The following is a 17377-nucleotide window of genomic DNA, read 5'->3' on the forward strand; positions in this document are numbered from 1 at the left end:
ACCGGTTAGACGATGGCTACTGGGATTGCTACCGCGAGGAAGAATTACAGGTGGCGTAGCGGGTACCTGAGTGGTGACTAATTAAGGCACCACTATTGCCAGCAAGTTTGCCATTGATGACTACCGGCAGGCGCTGGGCCAGGCAGGGGCCGTGGCGGGCCAGCTAGGCGTCAGCTTCGAGGACTTCAATACGGCGCTCGGCGTTACCTCCTCGGGCTTTTCGTCAGGCTCCGATGCGGGCACCAGCTTCAAAACCTTTTTGCAGCGGCTGGTGCCCCAGAGCAAGGAAGCGGAAGCCGCCATTCAGCATTTGGGGCTCAACTTCTTCGATGCGCAGGGCAAGATGCGGCCCCTGCGCGACATTGCCGGCCAGCTGCAACAGGCGTTCAAGGGCCTCTCGGACCAGCAGAAAAACACACTGGGCACCCAGATTTTCGGGGCGGACTCGATTCGCACGGCCCTGCTGCTAGCCAAGGAAGGCGTCGCGGGCTTTGACCAAATGGCCGTTAGCATTGCCAAGGTCAATGCGGCTTCTCAGGGCGCGATTCTCAACCAGGGGTTTGTCGGCTCTTTTGAGGCCTTCAAAAGCTCGGTGGAGGGACTGGGCCAGGCCATTGCCGACAACGGCATCCTGGACTTTGCTACCAGCCTAGCCCAGCAGGGAGCTGCCCTGGCCAGTGAGCTGGCCCAGGCGGACCCGGCCATCCTACAGTTCGGGGTAGCGCTGGCCGGCATCGCCGCGGCCACGGGCCCCGTGCTGGTAGCGGTCGGCACGCTGGGCGCGGCGCTGCCCGCGCTGGAGGCGGGCTTTCTGGTGCTGAGCGGGCCCGTGGGTATCGTGGTCGCGGCCTTTACGGCCCTGGCGCTGGGCGCTGCCGCGCTGGTAGCCTCTAATGCCGAGGCCGCCGAAAGCGTAGAAGACGTCAGCCAGCGCTTTACGGCCCAGCAGTCCGCCGTACACACCTACTCTGCCTTGCTGGCCCGCTACGACGAACTGAAGGCCAAAAGCAGCCTGACGGCGGCTGAGCAGGAGGAGTTGCGCAGCATCATCGAAAAAATTGGGACTGAGATTCCCACGACCGTCACGCAGTTCGATGCCTACGGCAAGGTGCTGGATATCAACACCGACAAGGCTTGGGACTATATCCAGCGGCAGCGTGAGATTGCCGAGCAGGTTAATAAGGTAGACCTGACCAAGCAGCGGGAAGAGTACCGCAAGCTCGAGGGGCAAATTGCCAATACCCTGGCCCAGCTCAACAAGGTGGACAAGCAGGGCAACCACGTCAAGTTCGTCGCCAGTGGCGATGACGAGGGCGGTCAGTACTACGCCCTAACGGCCAAGGAAGTCACCAATCTGCAAGCCAAGCTGGAGAGCCTGTACGCCACCCGGCGGGGGGTAGGCGGGCTTATCGACCAGCTCAAGGGCATTCCGCCGGTCGTGCACCAGGCGGGCGAGGAAGTCGATTATTTCAGCGACCAACTCACGGATTTTGCCGGCCTGAAGGTGGTAAGCGAAGCCAGCACTAAGATGCAGGATGCGCTGGCTAAGCTGCGGGCCGAGCTGGCACTCAACGACAACCTGAGCCGGGCGCTGGGCACCGAGTACGATTATGTCGGGGGCCGGGCCAAGGTGCTGGAGGCCGGCATCAAGTCGCTGGTGGCGGCCGGCTTTGCCCCGATGGGCGCCACGGTGCAAGGGCTCGTAGCCGATATGAAAAGCCTGGCCGTGGCCATTGATACACTGCCTACTCGCTCAGTGAAAGGGCTGGAGAAGGCCAACGAAACGCCCGAGTTCAAGCTGCAAGTACCTGAGCTGGAGAAGGTGCCGGAGTTCGTGCAGCCCGACCTGAACGGCATCTTCAGCCCGGATGCCGAAACCATCGCGGCGCAGTATGACAAGAGCTTAGCGGCGCAGCAGGCTGGTCAGAACGCCATGAGCCAGGCGCAAGAGGATTTCAATAAAAACCTATCGGAGCTACTGGCCGCCTTTCCCGCCGAGGCGCTCACCAACATTGGCTACAGCATTGGGGAGGCCCTGGGCAGTGGCGGCGATGTGCTGGCGGCCGCCGGTCAGGCCCTGCTGCAAACGCTTGCTAAGTTTTTAGCTGACTATGGTCACATGGTCATTGCTAAAGGCGTGGCTGATATCGCGCTCGGCAACATTGGCCAAGGCCTAGCGGAACTGGTAGCCGGCACTGCCCTGACCGCGCTAGGGGGCTTTGCTGGTGCGCAGGCCTCGCCTTCTCGTAGCGCTGGCAGTTCCTCAGGTGGTACCAGCTTGAATACGACGCCCGTCTCCTCGCCGCGCTCCTTCACCCCCACTCTCGCTCCCGCGGCTACTGCTGCGGCGCCAGCCGTGTACACGCACTATGTCGAGATTACAGCCAGTGGCCGCAGTTTGCAAGGTGCTCTAACGCTGGAGACCGACCGCCAGGGCCGGGTAGTGGGCAAGCATTAACTCTTGCTCCTATACTCGCAAAAAAGCCTTGCTAGCAGTATGCTGGCGAGGCTTTTTTGTAACACTATTTTTGACGGGCTATTTCTCTAGCAGTCTTCTGCAACTGCTCTTGCAGGCTTAGCCTTCATAAAGCATCGATATCAATCAACTACAACTGCACGTTGATGGAGATGCCGACGGGCCGGCGGGGCTGTAAAATCACTGGTTGCGGCTGCTCGTAACCGTAGCTCGGGCCCTGGTTGTAACTGTAGTTCGGCTGCCGGTCGTAGCGGCGGCCCTCAGGGCGGCGGTCCCGCTCCCGAAAGTCGGGGCGATATTCACGGCCGTAGTCATTCCGAGTATCGCGGCCGCGCTCGACCGGCGGGTAACCGCGGCCGTCTTGACTGGCGATAGGCGCAGCGAAGGCGCTAGTAGTGGTAAGTAAGGCGGCGGCGATTGTGGCAAACAGGAAAGTTTTCATGGGATATAGTGAAGCAAAGTGGAGCGCAGTGACTACTGCTGCTTGCCTCATCTTATGCAAACCCCCGGCCGCAACTGAGTGGCTTTACAAACTTCCGGGCGTACGCCCTGATAACCTCGACTAAGAGGCAGGATACCTAGACTTCAGCGCCTGGCCTAGTTAAGATGCGACAGGGCATCACTTCTCAAGCTACCATCTCCTCTGTACAGCTAAGCTTAGATGAATAGCACTGTGTAGCTTAGCGGGCATGAATTATTGTTATGCGCTACTATGCTGCCTACTGCTGCACTGGCCTGCTACTGCACAGCAACGAGTTTGGCAGGCCTACCCCATCGACCAGCAGCTTACTGTCCGGTTTCCTGCGCCTCCTCAGCAGCTAGATGTGTCAGCGACAATGGCAGCAAATAACTCACCAAGCAGAGACAGTTTACGGGTACAAACTTCGCAAGCCTTTCGCGTAGAAGACGCGACTGCGAATTACATTCTGGTGAGTATTCCCCTGCTTACCGCTCAACCACACATAGGTACTACCTCCGAAAGAGAAGCCTATTATAAAAGCCGAGGCATTCCCTTAATGGTTGCGCAATTGCACGGCGAGCTACTGGAACAAACGGTTAGTACCACGCCAGAGCTAGATAGCTTCACCGTCAAGCTCCGCACCTTAACAGTAGATGGCAGCTCAGGAGTCAAGTATGTGCGTGTATTAACAACGAATACAAGAATCTACCAACTCTATTTCATTCCAAAAGACAAAACGGGAGAGATAGGAACCGCACAACGGACGCAATTCTTTGATGCATCTATTCTGGTTCGAGGCAAATAATTACGCCTCTACCCCTAATCCGCGCCCTCTACTTTACAGGTACTGTGGATGAGAAACTAGGCAAGCTAATTACACCGCTTGGGAAATAGAATAAGTTCTTTAGTGCTCCAAGGTCGTTGTTTCCACAATTACTTGTGAATTGTCATTAGTGCCCGTGTCAAAGGAAGTACTCGTGACAAGCCGCGTGGTGGTCAGCTCTAGAATTTTGTAGGTGTACGTTGAAAAGCCGGCAGTCGTGTACGTAGTGCCGGAAAGGCTATACGTATTGACTCCGCTTGAGAGTCCAGCAAGCGTTTCTTCCACCGTAGTGGCTGTAAAAACGCTGGTATAAAGCCCCTTTGTATACTTGGGCGACCGCGTATAGGGCGCGCCAGTAGGTGGGGTATACAGAAAATCTTTACTCGTGATATTCCATTTACCAATAATAAGCTCCTTATAAGTAGGTGCGGGCGCGGGGGTTGGAGCAGTAGGCGTGGCGTCGTCTTCTTTTTTCGAGCAACCACCAGTACCAAGTAGCGAAAGGGGAAGAAGGGTAAGCAGTAACGTCTTTTTCATGCTGCCAAACAACATATGCTGCTCAGTATAGCAGGTAATTAGGAGTAAATACAACAAAAAAACCCCAACCATATGGTCGGGGTTTTTTGTAATTTAATTTACAAATATTTACTAGTCAACAATTAACCTTTTTACAATCAACAGATCCTTTATTTGAAGTTGCAGAAAGTAGATCCCGTTTTTGAAGCTACGCACGTCCAACTCATAGGGTTTGCCCAAGGGTATTGAAGCTGTACTTATTACGCGGCCCAGTGCGTCATTTAGTTGTATCGTGGCCTGTGTAACTCCTGCCACAACTGGCAGCTCTATCGTAGTAGTGGCTTTTACTGGGTTAGGATAAAGAGTAACAGCAAGCGCGCTATAAGCAGGTGTAGCGGCCAGCGGGTTGCTGCTTGTATTCAGTAAAACACCTAGATTTTTGCTATTATAATTTGTAGTCACCACGTCCAACTTTCCATCAGCATTCAGGTCTGCTATCACGGCGGAGGCTGGATTGCTCTTGGCTACTCCTGTTGCAAAAGTGGTTGTTAGCGGGGTAAAGATCCCATTGCCGTTATTGAGTAAAATCTTGATTAAACCCCTGCTTTGATTTGGAACGACAATATCAGGTTTGCCGTCACCATTTATATCATCCATGGCAATAATGCCAATCTGATCGTCTGCCCCTAACCGGGCGTTATAAACAACACCTGTAGCAAAGCCACCGACGCCATTATTTACTAACACACTAACGGAGCCATTCAAGACATTACTGGTTGCGATATCTAGCTTACCATCTCCATTTACATCACCAGCAGCTAAAAAAAGGGGCTGGGCTGTATCCGCGCCGGTGGAATAAGTAATTGGTGATAGAAAGCTACCATTACCATTGTTGAGTAAAACTGCTACTAGGTTTACCGAAATAGAAGGCGAAGAGATAGCCGCTATATCCAGGTAGCTATCCCCATTGAAATCCTTCAAGACCACATCTTCTGGGCGACTGTATTGATCACCGAGTGAATAAGCAGTAGGAGCAGAAAAATGACCATTCTTATCATTCAAGAGCACCACTATAGTGCCATTAAAGGCTGCTATAACTACATCTAAATTTCTGTCGCCATTCACGTCACCGAGCACAACGCTTTGCGGTTGAGTATTGGCCCCTGTTGAGTACAGGCTAGCAGTTGAGAACCCCCCATTACCTGTCCCTAACAAGACACTCACACTACTGCCATCATTGGAAGTAATGGCGTCTAGTTTACCGTCTCCATTGACGTCGCCTAATGCGATGCCATAAGGCTTAGTAAAGGAGCCTGTACTATAGGTAGTTGCTGAAGAGAATGTCCCTGTGCCGCTACCTAGAAGCACCCCAATTGTTCCGTTGGCATTAGTGTCGATGAGGTCGAACTTGCCATCTCCATTAATGTCGCCTACGGTAGTTTTATATAAACCGTCCGCTCCAGTTGTGTAAGTAGCTACTGGGGCAAATGACACTTGCGCAACAGAACTGAAAGGCAAGTAGTTAAAAGCTAATAAAATACCCGCGCAACAGTATTTAGTAAGTGTTTTTTTCATAATTAAACATGTTAAAAATTGTGCTTTTTTATGAGATGCAAAATTGCACCAATAGCAAAGAGATTGCCCCTACTTGCCCATTACAAACGAAGTTACTAAAACTGAATTTAATTATTCCTTTATCTACACAGCAATCGAATCAATTCAACCGGTATACTGTACTGGTCAGTCTCCCAACTGTCAGGCCAGCATCCTCCCCGCCCTATCAGGTGAAGATTTTTATTGCCCCCATTACCCTTCTAGCCAACACTTGCTACATATGCAGCAAGTGTTGGGGCACGCAATTTCCTTAGTTAGAAGGACCTGTATCGGTCTTAGCCTCCACCATATTCTGCACACTCAGGGGCAAAGCTGAGAGCAGGTCCAAACCCGACGCGGCCTCAATCGCATCGACGCTGGTGCGGTAGTTACCCCAACTAGAGCTTACGGCATTGTCATTGGGTGTATTGATGGCAATCACCCGGGTATTCGCCGTAATGCGGCTCACATCGTTGCTGCCAGTGGGCAACACGACAACTACCTTCCAGCAGCGAGCCGGCACCGTCACCTTACCCCCGGCAATCGTAGTCTGGTAGCCCATGCTTCCCGTGCCACCTTTGCCATAGGAGCCGCAGATGACATACACTTCCTGACCCGCATCAACGAGCGAGCGCGTGTACTCTTCCAGGTTGGCACAGGTCTGCTGGTTGTTGTTCGGGGCCTGGGGCATCATATTGCTCATCAAAAACGTGGCTGAGTTATCGGCCACCGAGCCGTTGCGGTCAGCACTCGGGCAGTGGTGCCCGCGGTCGAAGCCGTAACCCGAATAGTCGCTGGGTTTGACCTGGTACCAACTACTGCGAACTGGCATCCGCGCGGAAATCATCCTGCCGCGCGGCGCTGTCCTCCCAGGCGCGGCTCAGGTCGACTATGACTGAAGAGTGCAAGACCAGGAGCCTTGTGTACCGGGTGCGGCACATCTTAAGAACAAGCTGACAACTACCGTCTTAACTATAACTGACGAATGGGTGCCAATTTGGTAGTACTACAGTCAGCGTGGTTGTTGCCTCGCAATACACACACTTAATTTAAGCACTCCAAAGCACGAAGTGATCTATAGCTGAGAAAAAACGCTTTCCACCAAATTTCATGATGAAATAATGCAAAAAATTCTCTGTTTTTCACCTAGCATGTTTATGCTATAGCATGGCATACAAGTCGATTTGTACCTTTGCTAGGCCTTTGCTGTATCTTATTAAAGTATAATTCATACTCAAGGGGGTTACCTATCTTATTTTCTCCCTTATGAGTATTTTTACTTTCTCTTGGCTACGGCAGCTGGCCTTGCTGCTAGTACTCAGCACCCTGCCCGCCCTGGCCCAGGTGCCACCCGGCAACGCCCTAAACTTCGATGGCATGAACGACTACATCGTCACGTCGAACTCCGCTGGCTACTTCAACTATACCGTGGAGGCTTGGGTGCGCACCACCAACGCCGCCACCGGCGATGGCGGCACCATTGTTTCGAACTACCCGAACTTCATGGTGGGGATGTATGGGGGCAAGGCCCGCTTTCGGTCCTACAACACCGTTAACACCAGTTATGACCTGGTGGGCACCACCCTCCTCAACGACGGCAAGTGGCACCACGTAGCGGCCGTGATGGGGGGCGGCATCAACTACAACATGACCTTGTACGTGGATGGCGTGGCCGAGGGCTCTCGGACCGGGGGCTACACCAATTTCTCGTCGACCTACATCGGTAGCCTCCAGATTAATCAAGACCCCTGGCAGGGCAGCATCGACGAGGTGCGCATCTGGGACGTGGCCCATTCGGCGGCCGAAATCAAGACCTTCTTCAACAACACAGTGCTCCCCACGGAGGCAGGACTGTTGATGAATTACACCTTTGACCGGGGCACCGCCGGCGGCAACAACGCCGGCCAGACCACCGAGCCCAACCCGGTGCCCCGCCGCTGTGGCGGCTGCCCCACCTTTGTGGGCACGCTCTACAACTTCGCCCTGAGCGGCAACACCTCCAACCTGATTGAGAGCTACGCCCTGATGCAGCCCACCAACCTGGCCGCCACCAGCGCCGCCAGCGGCACCAGCCTGAGCGTGACCTGGACGCCCCCGCCGGTGGGCACCGTGAGCAACTACGTGCTCGACGTCTCGACCACGGCCGACTTCTCGGCGGGCGTGACCACGCTCACGCCCGCCGGCTCGGCCAGCAGCGCAACCGTGCCCGGCCGCACCGTGAACACCTCCTACTACCTGCGCCTGAAAACCGACAAAACCAGCGTGACCGGCCAGAGCGCCTACTCGCGCGACGTGTTTAACCTGCGCACCAGCAGCGGCCTGACGCCGCCCGGCAACGCCCTGGCCTTCGATGGCAGCGACGACTACGTGGCCCTGCCCAACACAACGCCCGTGCCCACGGGCAACAGCGCCTACACCCTTGAAGCCTGGATTAAGCCCAATGCGATGGGGGTGGAGGGCATCATCGGCTGGGGCAACTGGGGCGTCGGCAACCAGGTGAACGCGCTGCGGCTGTCGCCGACGGGCATCATCAACTACTGGTGGGGGCCCGACCTGGTGGTGACGACGCCCGACTTGAGCGGGCACTGGCACCACGTAGCCGCCACGTTCGACGGCACGACGCGCACTATTTACCTCGACGGGGTGGCCGTAGGCAGCGACACGCCCGGCAGCCACACAGTGCCCAGCCCCAGCAACCTGCGCATTGGCTGCACCAACGGCCCCAGCCCGGGCGGCGGCTACGAATACTTCAACGGCAGCATCGACGAGGTACGCATCTGGAACGTGGCCCGCTCGGCAGCTCAAATGAAGGCGGCCTACACCAGCTGGCCCGCGGCCCCCCAGGCCGGGCTGGTGGCCGCCTACGACTTCGACGCGGGCACGGCCGGCGGCGCCAATACCGGCCTGACCACCCTGCCCGACCGCTCTCCCAACTACCAAGACGGCACGCTGCACAACTTAAGCCTGGCCAACGGCAACACCACCAGCAACTGGGTGGAAAGCTACGCCCTGGTGGTGCCCACGCTCGCGGCTACGACCGCCGTTACGACTGCGGGCTTCACCGTCAACTGGACGGCTCCGCTGGTAGGCACCGTCACCGGTTACGTGCTGGACTACTCGCTGTCGCCCACCTTCGCCACCGTGGCCGGCACAGTGAGCCCGCCGGCCGGGGCCACCAGCCAAGCCGTGAGCGGGCTGCTGCCCAACCGCAACTACTATTACCGCTTGCGGGCCGACAAAACCTCCGGCGCGGTAGCCGGGCAGGGTGCCTACACCAGCGGCACCGTGCGCACGGCCAGCGGGCTGACCCCGCCCGGCAATGCCCTGTCTTTCGACGGCAGCGACGACAGGGTCAGCATTCCGCACGATGCGGCGTTCAACCTCCCGGCGGCCATTACGCTGGAGGCTTGGGTGAATACCACCAGTCCCGGCGAGCAGTACATCACCACCAAGGGCGAAGACTCGTGGTACCTGGCCCTGAACGGTGCCGGCGGGGCCGCTGGCCGGGCTTCCTTCTTCCTCAACAACGTGTCGACCAACAGCGGCGGCTGGCTCTATGGCCGCACTAACCTGGCCGATGGCCATTGGCACTACGTGGTAGGCACCTACGACGGCAGCACGCTGCGCCTCTACGTGGACGGCACCCTGGAAAACAGCCGGGCCGCCACCGGGGCCGTGCCCACGGGCACCAGCCCCATTACGCTCGGTGCCCGGGGCAATACGCTCTATTGGAATGGCCTGCTCGATGAAGTCCGCATATGGAGCGTGGCCCGCACGGCGGCCCAGGTGCAGGCGGCCTACCTCAACCAGCCCGCCCTGCCCCAGTCTGGCCTGGTGGCCGCCTACAACTTCGACCACGGCACGGCCGGCGGCAGCAACGCCACCAGCACCACTCTCACCGACCAGAGCGGCAACCTGTACGACGGCACCCTCAACAATTTCGCCCTGAGCAGCACGGTTTCGAACTGGGTAGAAAGCTACGCCCTGGTGGTGCCCACGCTGGCCGCTGCCACTGCCAACGCCGCCACCAGCTTCACGGCCAACTGGACGGCCCCAGCCATCGGCACGATAACCAACTACGTGCTCGACGTGGCTACCAGCAACACTTTCGCGGCGGCTGCGCTGGTGGCCGGCTCGCCCATCACGGCGGCCGGCGCCAGCCAGGCCGTGACGGGCCTCGACCCGGCCCAGACCTACTACTACCGCGTGCGGGCCGACAAGGCCGGCAGCGTGAGCGGCCAGGGCGCGTACAGCGCCATTGGGACGCGGGCCCCCTTTACGCCCATGACGCCGCCCGGCAACGCGCTGGCCTTGGATGGCAGCGACGACTACGTGACCGGCAACAATCCGCAGCTGCCCCAGGGCAACGCCGCCCGCACCCTCGAAGCCTGGGTGCTGACGACAGCGAGCGGCAGCAATGTTATCGTCAACTACGGCACGGCCACCAGCAATCAGCGCTCGGGCATCCTGCTCATCAACGGCCACCTGTACTACGTAGGCGAAAACAACGACTTGCAGGGCAATAAGGTCATCAACGACGGGCACTGGCACCACGTGGCGGCCACCTGTGATGGCACCAGCCTGAAGCTGTACGTGGACGGCGTGCTCGACGTCAGCAACGCGCAAGGGGCCTTTAACACCACCGGCTTCGACTGGAACATCGGCAAGCGCATTCCGCCCCTCACCTCGACCGAGCAGTTCAACGGCCGCCTCGACGAGGTGCGCATCTATAACACGGCTCTGACCCCGGCCCAGGTGCAGGTCGACATGACCAGTACCAGCCCTGCTGTGCCAGCCAGCCTAGTGGCGTACTATAACTTCGACCAGGGCACGGCCTACGGCAACAACGCGGGCTACACCACCCTCACCGACCAATCGGCCAGCGGCGCCACCGGCACGCTCACCAACTTTAGCCTGACCAACGGCAACACCACCAGCAACTGGGTGGAAAGCTACGCCCTGCTGCAACCCACCGGCCTGGCGGCTTCGGCCAGCACCGGCACCGGCTTCACGGCCAGCTGGATGGCCCCGCTCCTCAACGGCGCGACCCCGGCGACCGGCGCAGTGGAGGGCTACGTGCTCGACGTGTCCGCGTCCAGCACCTTTGCCTCGGGGGTTACCTCGTTCCCCGTTTCGGGCTACGGCAGCACCAGCGTGGCGGTCACCGGCCTCACCAACGGCACCAACTACTACATGCGGGTGCGGGCCGAAAAAGCCAGCGTGACCGGCCAGGGCGACTACTCGCCCACCGCCACCACCCACACCATCGGCACCGACGCGCTGCTGACCAACCTGACGGCCTCGGCAGGCCAGCTGTCGCCCGCTTTTGCCACCGCTACCCTGGCCTACACCTTGTACGTGCCCACTGGCACGAGCACCTACACCCTCATGCCGACGGCCAGCAACGGCTACACCAACATCACGGTGAACGGCACGGCCGTGACCAGCGGCGCGGCTTCGGGCGCGTTGAGCGTGGGCAGCACCGCCACCGTCGTGCTGACGTCAGAAGACGGCAACGCCACCCGCACCTACACCGTGCAGGCCGTGGTGGCCCCCACCTACTTCCGCAGCGTGGCCACCGGCACCTGGAGCAACCCCGCTACCTGGGAAACCTCTTATGACGGCAGCACCGGCTGGTTTGCGGCCCCGGTGGCCCCCAGCGGCAGCTACGTGGGCACCGTGAACGTGCGCAACGGCCACACCGTGACCGTGGCCGCCGCCACCAGCACCAAGACGACTACCGTCGAAAACGGCGGCATCCTCAACACCCTGACCGGCTTTACCCTGACCATCCCCAACGGCGCGACCATGACCGTGAACGCAGGCGGGGTGCTGTCCGCCGGCCGGCTGAGCGGGGCCGATGGCGTGACGGGTACCAGCACCAACATCAGCACTATTAGCGTAGCCGGGGCCAATGCCCTGCTGGTAAACGGTACGCTGGTGCTGAACACAGGCACCAGTACGCCGGCCACCCAGGGCATCAATACCGCGACCACGACCATCGGCAACGGCGGCCGGGTGGTGCAGTATGCGACGACAACTAGCCTATCCATGCCCGCACCTACCTGGAGCGCCGGCTCGACGCTGGAACTGGCCGGGGGCATCCTCAACCAGACGTATGTCACCGTCAACCAGACGCTGCAAAACCTGGACGTGAACCTGACAACCCTGCCCGCCGGTGCCCTGACGGCTGCCTCGCCCTACCTGTTCACGGCCATCGCCACCACCACCGTGACCGGCACCCTCACCGTGCGCAGCACCGGCCTGGGCACCCTGCGCCTGTTCAACGCGCCCACTACCGGCACCCTCACGCTGGGTACCGTAGACGGCAGCGGCACCCGCACCGGCGGCTACGTGCAGCTGGCCGGCACCAGCGTAGTGGGCAGCTTCGGCGGCAGCAATGCCACCACGGGCACCCCCATTACGGTGCAAGGCGGCTTTCAGCTCAACGGGGGCACGTATGCGGCGGCGCAGCCCACCAGCACGGCCACCGGTTCGCTTCGCGCTACCCCGCTCACGGTAAACGGCGACTTCGCGGTGGCCAGCGGCGCCACCTTCAATCTGCTGTCGGCGGCCACCGGCCCGGCCATCAACTACGTGGGCGGCAACGTGACGCTGAACGGCAACGTCAGCAACGCCGGCACCGTGAGCACCGGCAACACGGCCAGCACCACCCAGAAGCTGCTCTTCGGCAAAGCCAGCACCGCCGGCGCGCAGACCTTCAGTAACACCGGCACCATCACGGGCCTGGTGAATACTACCGTGGCCGGCACCACCATCCTGGACATGGGCACCAGCACCCTCACCGGCACTGGCACCTTCGTTACGCAGGCCGGCGCGACGCTCCGCCTGGGCAGCCCCGATGGCATCAGCGCCAGCGGCACGGCCACCGGCAACGTGCAGAGCACCGGCACCCGCACCTTCGCGGCGGGTACCAGCTTCGAGTTCAACGGCATCGTGGCCCAGGTCACGGGCACGGGCTTCCCCCCGGCGGCCCTCAGCGCTGCCTCTACGCTGGCCTTTAACAATGCGGCCGGCGTCACGCTCTCGCAGGCACTCACCACGCCGGGCACGCTCAGCTTGCGGCAGGGCATCGTGACGACTACCGCCACCAACCTGCTCACGCTGGGCACCACGGCCACCACCACCGGCACCCTTGATGCCACCGCCACCAACACCGGCCGCGTGGCCGGGCCGCTGAAGCGCTGGATAGCCGCTAGCACGGGCAGCCGCGACTTCCCGGTGGGCCTGGCAACGGCCAGCCGCCCGGCTACCATCGCTTACACCACCGCGCCCACGGCGGGCGGCACGCTCATGGCCGAGTTTGTGGCCAGCCCCGCCGGCAGCCAGGGCCTGCCCCTCACCGAAAACGGCAACACGGCCACCAAAGGCTCCGATGACGGCTACTGGCACTTCACCGCTGCCGATGGCCTGACGGGCGGCACCTACACCGCCACGTTCACCTTCAGCGGCATCAGCGGCGTGAGCGACTTCAGCAAGCTGCTGCTGCTCAAGCGCGCCGATGCCACCGCCGACTGGGCCCTGGTGGGCAGCGCCGTGGCTACCGCCGGCTCCAACACTGCGCCCATCCTCAGCCGCACCGACCTAACGGGCTTCTCCGACTTCACGGCCGGCCTCACCGCTGCCCCGCTGCCGGTACAGCTGGTTAGCTTTGCAGCTACTGCCCAAGGTAGCGCGGCAGTACGCCTGACTTGGGTTACCGCTTCCGAATTGAACAGCGCCCGCTTCGAGGTAGAGCGCAGCCTCGATGGAATATCCTTCAGCCAGATTGGCCAGGTGCCAGCCGCTGGCAACAGCCCCACAGCGCACACCTACGGGCTGACGGATGCCACGCTGCCCGGCACGGGTATCCTGTATTACCGCTTGCGGCAAGTCGACTTCAATGGCACCGCCACTTACTCGCCCGTGCGTAGCATAATTATGCCCCATAGCGCGTTGGAGTTCGCTCTCTATCCTAATCCAACGCACACGGCAGCTACCCTGGTGGGAGCCAAAGCCGGCGCTACAGTGCAGGTATATGACGCGCTAGGCCGCCTGGTATATACTACGACCGCAGAGGCAACTGGTACTGCCGCGCTGGCCTTGCCGGCTGGGCTGCCTACGGGCGTCTACTTGGTTCGCAGTGGCAGCCAGACTGCTCGCCTAGGTATAGAATAAAGAACAGCCCGATTGCCGAAGGGCCCTACCTGCAAGGGTGGGGCCTTTTTGCATGTGCCTAGCCTAACAATGGGAGAAAAGGCCCAGACCTTCTACCACTTGCCCGACGACGGCCGCGGCTTCTTTGTCGAGGTGGGCATTGATGAGGAACGGGGCCAAGCCGTGGTGCTGCGCAGCTTCCGCAGTAGCGTGCCGCTGGAGGATTATGCGCATGGAGTGCGGCTGCCGGAGGGATGGGCATGAAAAAGCCCTACTGGTCAGGTCGGGCTTTTTTTATTCAGACTCAACTGAATCCCAATCATAATAGTCATCAGGTAGGCGGCGGTAGCTGGGCCAAAATTCTTCCATGAATTCTACGCGCCCAGGGATTTTATGATTAAAGCCAGTGTCGCCCTGACCAGACATAATAACCACGATGGTGGCTGGCTCGGCTTGCTCTATAGCCTCTCCGATTTTGACGAGTTGGTCAATTGGTGCGACTTCTGGGCCATCACTATTAAAATTAAGCGGCTTTATAAAACGCACTATTTTGCCATGAAAGCCGACGTCTCGGAATTCGTAAATCATAGATGAATTTATGATTTCATAAATTATTTTGCAAACCATTCCTTAAACCGCGCGGCCGTCATCACCGCCGGCGCAAGGTCGGTGCGTTCCACATGGTCCATGGCAATGCTCACGTCGCTATTCTCCAGCACCGTCCACCGCAGTTGGTAGCTCTGGCCCACACGGAAGCCGGCGTAACCGTCGAGGGCGTTGTTAGTGCCAGGGCCGCTGAAGGTGCGGCGCTCTATTTTCTCGTGCTGGTCCATTGCACAAAGAAAATCTTTAGCTAGTCAATAGAGGATGCTGGTGTGCAAAGAACCTGCCCGTGATGGTGCTCACCAGGCCCGCAGCCTGCTGGGCCGACTTGCCGAAGTTGTTCATCACGTCCGTGGTGATGTCGGCGGCCGTGGCCAGCTGGGCACCGGTGGCGGTGGCCAGGGCCGTGGAGGCGTCGGCAGCCCCGCCCAGAATTTGGGCTGTGCTCAAGCCGTTCTTGGCCAGCGCTTCCAGGGCCTGCGCGGCCTGTACGGAGCTGAATTGGAGCTTGGGGTCGAGAGCAATGCCCTGCGCCTTGTCGCGTAAGGAGGCCAAGGCCGCGCCACTGGCCTGCGTGGCCGCTTCCACCCGGTTGAAGGCGGCCTGAAAGTTACCACCCACCTTTAGGGAGGCTGCGCCCAAGACTGCCAGCGGCGCACTCACGTAAGTGATCAGGCTTTTGCCGATATCCTTGACGGCTTCCCCCGCCTGCACGAAGCCCTTGAGCTTTTTGCGGGCATCGGCCATGGCGGCGCGAAAGCCGGAAATTTCAGCGCCTAAAACGACGCTGACGGAAGCAAGGATATCGGACATAAGACGAATGAATACTGGATAGAAAAGAGGCCAAACCCCCGGCACAGTGGCGGAGATTTGGCCTGGCTAATTGATTAGGTGAGAATGGCGGCGTCGCGTTCGTCGAGCAGCGCCCACAGGGCTTCGACGTCTTCCGGCGTGAGGTCGGGAGCTGCCTCGGGCAGGGTATCGCCAGGTAAGGGCAGCAGCTCCTCGGGGCTGAGCGCGGGCGTCTTGGCGTCGCGGTGCAGGTTGACCAGCACCGTGGCGAGCAGACGGGTGCGCCGCCAGCCTTCGGTTTGGCGCCGATGGTAGCCGCGGCACATACGGTCAAACTCGGCCAGGGTGAGCTGCCAGAAAATGGCGGGGTGCAGCCCTAGCTCGCCGAGGGCGAAGTCGAGGTGTGCGTCCCACTCGCGGCGGGCATCTGGCGGGCTTGGTTGCGGGCCGCGACTGTCGCCGTCAGCGCGGCCATCAAAGGGTTTGGCGACACGATGGCTTCCGTGATGGCTTCGGCCAGCGTCCGGGCTTCAGTCGGGGGGAGTTGCTGAATCAAGTCGCCGGCATCGTCCTGGGAGAAGCCGCCTGGCAGGGCCGAGGCGGGCACGAAGCGGCGCACGGCGCAGCTGAGCAGGGCCGTCAGGGCTTCGGCGTAATTCTCGGTAAGCATCTGGCCCAGCTCACTGGGCCCTCGCCCCGTCAGCCGGGAGAAGTCGCGCAGGACGTTGAGGTTATGCTAGCATTGAAAGGTGGTAAAACACTATTGCGGCGCATAGCATCTAATGACTCAGTAGCCTTGCAATTAGTTAGTGACTCCAGCGAAGAGCGTATTCAGGTGCTTTTAAGTGACGTGGATTTCATGTGGAAGCTGGGTGAGGCCATCTATCTCCCCTCTGAAGACCAATAGCCCTACCCTAAATAGGGCTTATCTTCCACTAGCGCCTGTACCATTCTGACAAGCTGGGCCACGTAATTACGGCCCCCCTCACTTCTCACTCCGCCTACATCGCGTCCCTGCGCTGAGCACCACCATCTTCCTTAAATAGACTCGTCCACTGAGCTGGGTGTAGGACAGTAGGCTCACGGCTTCTACTCATAAATAATAGCTACACACATTGCGCAGTGTAGCACTGTAAGTAGTATAGCCGCTTATAAGCGATTATTTCTTGGAAGCATAGATAGTGTAACCGCTTATAAGCGGCTACTTAACGCCTAATAAGTTTGCCCATAAGTGCTTTAGCTGCCTTTTAGATAAGTGGTTATACTTATTCAGTAAGTGTGACTGCTCATTGTTAGTAGGCATGTATGCCGCTATAAGGCTTTCCTTACGCTCTCGAATCTCCCACATATACCGGTAGACTAAACCTAAGTCACTTAATCGATGCTGAGCTAAATGACCGGGAAAGGATAAACCTGGGTGGTCCAGATAGCGTTTTTTAAATTTTCCTACTTCTTGAAGTTGATAGTCAAATTCTTCTGCATTAGCCTTGTCGTGCTCGCTGTTAAGGCTGTCGTATTCACCCAGTAAAAAGTATTCCATGATAGTGGCATACTTGTCGTGAAGGCAATCGTACTTGACTTGATGATTTCGCACTAAATAGTAATGCTCGCGACAATTAAGTGAGCAAATAGAGTCGTGCTCATCATCAAGCACATGTTGTAGTGAGTAAGTCAACAAAGCCTTAGTAAGAGTTAGAGCAGAAAAAGATGACGTGAGTGCAACCCGCTGACGGCTATAATGTGCTTTGCAAGAGCTAGTGCAAATTTTTTTATCAGCGCGGCCATTAAGAATTGCCTCACATAAAGGCACAAGCGTTTAAGCAATTGTGGAGACATATAAGTAAGGAGTTAAGCGATTGTTAAATGATTATAATCGCTTATAGATAGCGTTTGGCACTAGAAAAGGCTGGGGTGTTGATAACGCACCAAAGATTGGCGACATAAAATGCTGCTTATC

At 58.7% G+C, this 17377-nt stretch carries 14 protein-coding genes; 4 read left to right on the forward strand and 10 right to left on the reverse strand.

Features of this window, described 5'->3' with window-relative positions:
* The first annotated feature begins 94 nt into the window (after positions 1-94).
* Positions 95-2458 carry a phage tail tape measure protein gene (locus GO988_RS02430; RefSeq protein ID WP_317164796.1) on the forward strand — a complete coding sequence of 788 codons (2364 nt, stop codon included), beginning with the start codon at positions 95-97 and terminating at the stop codon, positions 2456-2458.
* 148 nt (positions 2459-2606) lie between these two features.
* Here GO988_RS02430 and GO988_RS02435 read toward each other — a convergent pair whose 3' ends face one another.
* Positions 2607-2918 carry a hypothetical protein gene (locus tag GO988_RS02435; protein ID WP_157561936.1) on the reverse strand — a complete coding sequence of 104 codons (312 nt, stop codon included), beginning with the start codon at positions 2916-2918 and terminating at the stop codon, positions 2607-2609.
* A 247-nt stretch (positions 2919-3165) separates the two neighbouring features.
* Here GO988_RS02435 and GO988_RS02440 point away from each other — a divergent pair, with 247 nt between their 5' ends.
* Positions 3166-3741: a hypothetical protein gene (locus tag GO988_RS02440; protein ID WP_157561937.1), complete on the forward strand. Its 576-nt coding sequence runs from the start codon at positions 3166-3168 to the stop codon at positions 3739-3741.
* 99 nt (positions 3742-3840) lie between these two features.
* Here the strand turns inward: GO988_RS02440 and GO988_RS02445 are convergent, their stop codons facing one another.
* The 3 genes from GO988_RS02445 to GO988_RS02455 form a co-directional block, all read right to left on the reverse strand.
* Complete coding sequence (locus GO988_RS02445) at positions 3841-4311, reverse strand: hypothetical protein (protein WP_198172475.1); 471 nt, start codon at positions 4309-4311, stop codon at positions 3841-3843.
* A 96-nt stretch (positions 4312-4407) separates the two neighbouring features.
* Entirely contained in the window at positions 4408-5850 is a 1443-nt protein-coding gene (locus GO988_RS02450) for an FG-GAP-like repeat-containing protein (protein WP_157561939.1), read from the reverse strand.
* A 289-nt stretch (positions 5851-6139) separates the two neighbouring features.
* Positions 6140-6700, reverse strand: a complete 561-nt coding sequence (locus tag GO988_RS02455) for a DNA/RNA non-specific endonuclease (protein WP_232341338.1) — start codon at positions 6698-6700, stop codon at positions 6140-6142.
* Positions 6701-7134: 434 nt separating this feature from the next.
* Here GO988_RS02455 and GO988_RS02460 point away from each other — a divergent pair, with 434 nt between their 5' ends.
* Together GO988_RS02460 and GO988_RS02465 are read left to right on the forward strand one after the other, a co-directional pair.
* Complete coding sequence (locus GO988_RS02460; protein ID WP_157561940.1) at positions 7135-14046, forward strand: LamG-like jellyroll fold domain-containing protein; 6912 nt, start codon at positions 7135-7137, stop codon at positions 14044-14046.
* A 69-nt stretch (positions 14047-14115) separates the two neighbouring features.
* Positions 14116-14289, forward strand: coding sequence for a hypothetical protein (locus GO988_RS02465; RefSeq protein ID WP_157561941.1), 174 nt, complete (start codon positions 14116-14118; stop codon positions 14287-14289).
* A 30-nt stretch (positions 14290-14319) separates the two neighbouring features.
* Here the strand turns inward: GO988_RS02465 and GO988_RS02470 are convergent, their stop codons facing one another.
* The 6 genes from GO988_RS02470 to GO988_RS02495 all read right to left on the reverse strand — a co-directional run bounded on the left by GO988_RS02470 (position 14320) and on the right by GO988_RS02495 (position 16960).
* Positions 14320-14613: a hypothetical protein gene (locus GO988_RS02470; RefSeq protein WP_157561942.1), complete on the reverse strand. Its 294-nt coding sequence runs from the start codon at positions 14611-14613 to the stop codon at positions 14320-14322.
* A 23-nt stretch (positions 14614-14636) separates the two neighbouring features.
* Entirely contained in the window at positions 14637-14858 is a 222-nt protein-coding gene (locus tag GO988_RS02475; protein ID WP_157561943.1) for a hypothetical protein, read from the reverse strand.
* 16 nt (positions 14859-14874) lie between these two features.
* Entirely contained in the window at positions 14875-15441 is a 567-nt protein-coding gene (locus GO988_RS02480) for a phage tail tape measure protein (RefSeq protein WP_157561944.1), read from the reverse strand.
* Positions 15442-15515: 74 nt separating this feature from the next.
* Entirely contained in the window at positions 15516-15746 is a 231-nt protein-coding gene (locus GO988_RS02485) for a hypothetical protein (protein WP_232341339.1), read from the reverse strand.
* Positions 15747-15796: 50 nt separating this feature from the next.
* Positions 15797-16090, reverse strand: coding sequence for a hypothetical protein (locus GO988_RS02490; protein WP_157561946.1), 294 nt, complete (start codon positions 16088-16090; stop codon positions 15797-15799).
* 531 nt (positions 16091-16621) lie between these two features.
* Positions 16622-16960 carry a hypothetical protein gene (locus tag GO988_RS02495; RefSeq protein WP_157561947.1) on the reverse strand — a complete coding sequence of 113 codons (339 nt, stop codon included), beginning with the start codon at positions 16958-16960 and terminating at the stop codon, positions 16622-16624.
* Positions 16961-17377: the final 417 nt, after the last annotated feature.

Origin of the sequence: Hymenobacter ginkgonis (assembly GCF_009755225.1) — a bacterium.
Taxonomy (GTDB): domain Bacteria; phylum Bacteroidota; class Bacteroidia; order Cytophagales; family Hymenobacteraceae; genus Hymenobacter; species Hymenobacter ginkgonis.

Excerpts from the sequence above, each read along its gene's own strand:
- GO988_RS02490 (WP_157561946.1), bottom strand. The coding sequence starts at position 16,090 with ATGCTTACCGAGAATTACGCCGAAGCCCTGACGGCCCTGCTCAGCTGC.
- GO988_RS02470 (WP_157561942.1), bottom strand. The coding sequence starts at position 14,613 with ATGATTTACGAATTCCGAGACGTCGGCTTTCATGGCAAAATAGTGCGT.
- GO988_RS02450 (WP_157561939.1), bottom strand. The coding sequence starts at position 5,850 with ATGAAAAAAACACTTACTAAATACTGTTGCGCGGGTATTTTATTAGCT.
- GO988_RS02455 (WP_232341338.1), bottom strand. The coding sequence starts at position 6,700 with ATGCCAGTTCGCAGTAGTTGGTACCAGGTCAAACCCAGCGACTATTCG.
- GO988_RS02460 (WP_157561940.1), top strand. The coding sequence starts at position 7,135 with ATGAGTATTTTTACTTTCTCTTGGCTACGGCAGCTGGCCTTGCTGCTA.
- GO988_RS02465 (WP_157561941.1), top strand. The coding sequence starts at position 14,116 with ATGGGAGAAAAGGCCCAGACCTTCTACCACTTGCCCGACGACGGCCGC.
- GO988_RS02475 (WP_157561943.1), bottom strand. The coding sequence starts at position 14,858 with ATGGACCAGCACGAGAAAATAGAGCGCCGCACCTTCAGCGGCCCTGGC.
- GO988_RS02440 (WP_157561937.1), top strand. The coding sequence starts at position 3,166 with ATGAATTATTGTTATGCGCTACTATGCTGCCTACTGCTGCACTGGCCT.
- GO988_RS02480 (WP_157561944.1), bottom strand. The coding sequence starts at position 15,441 with ATGTCCGATATCCTTGCTTCCGTCAGCGTCGTTTTAGGCGCTGAAATT.
- GO988_RS02485 (WP_232341339.1), bottom strand. The coding sequence starts at position 15,746 with ATGTGCCGCGGCTACCATCGGCGCCAAACCGAAGGCTGGCGGCGCACC.
- GO988_RS02445 (WP_198172475.1), bottom strand. The coding sequence starts at position 4,311 with ATGTTGTTTGGCAGCATGAAAAAGACGTTACTGCTTACCCTTCTTCCC.
- GO988_RS02495 (WP_157561947.1), bottom strand. The coding sequence starts at position 16,960 with ATGGAATACTTTTTACTGGGTGAATACGACAGCCTTAACAGCGAGCAC.
- GO988_RS02435 (WP_157561936.1), bottom strand. The coding sequence starts at position 2,918 with ATGAAAACTTTCCTGTTTGCCACAATCGCCGCCGCCTTACTTACCACT.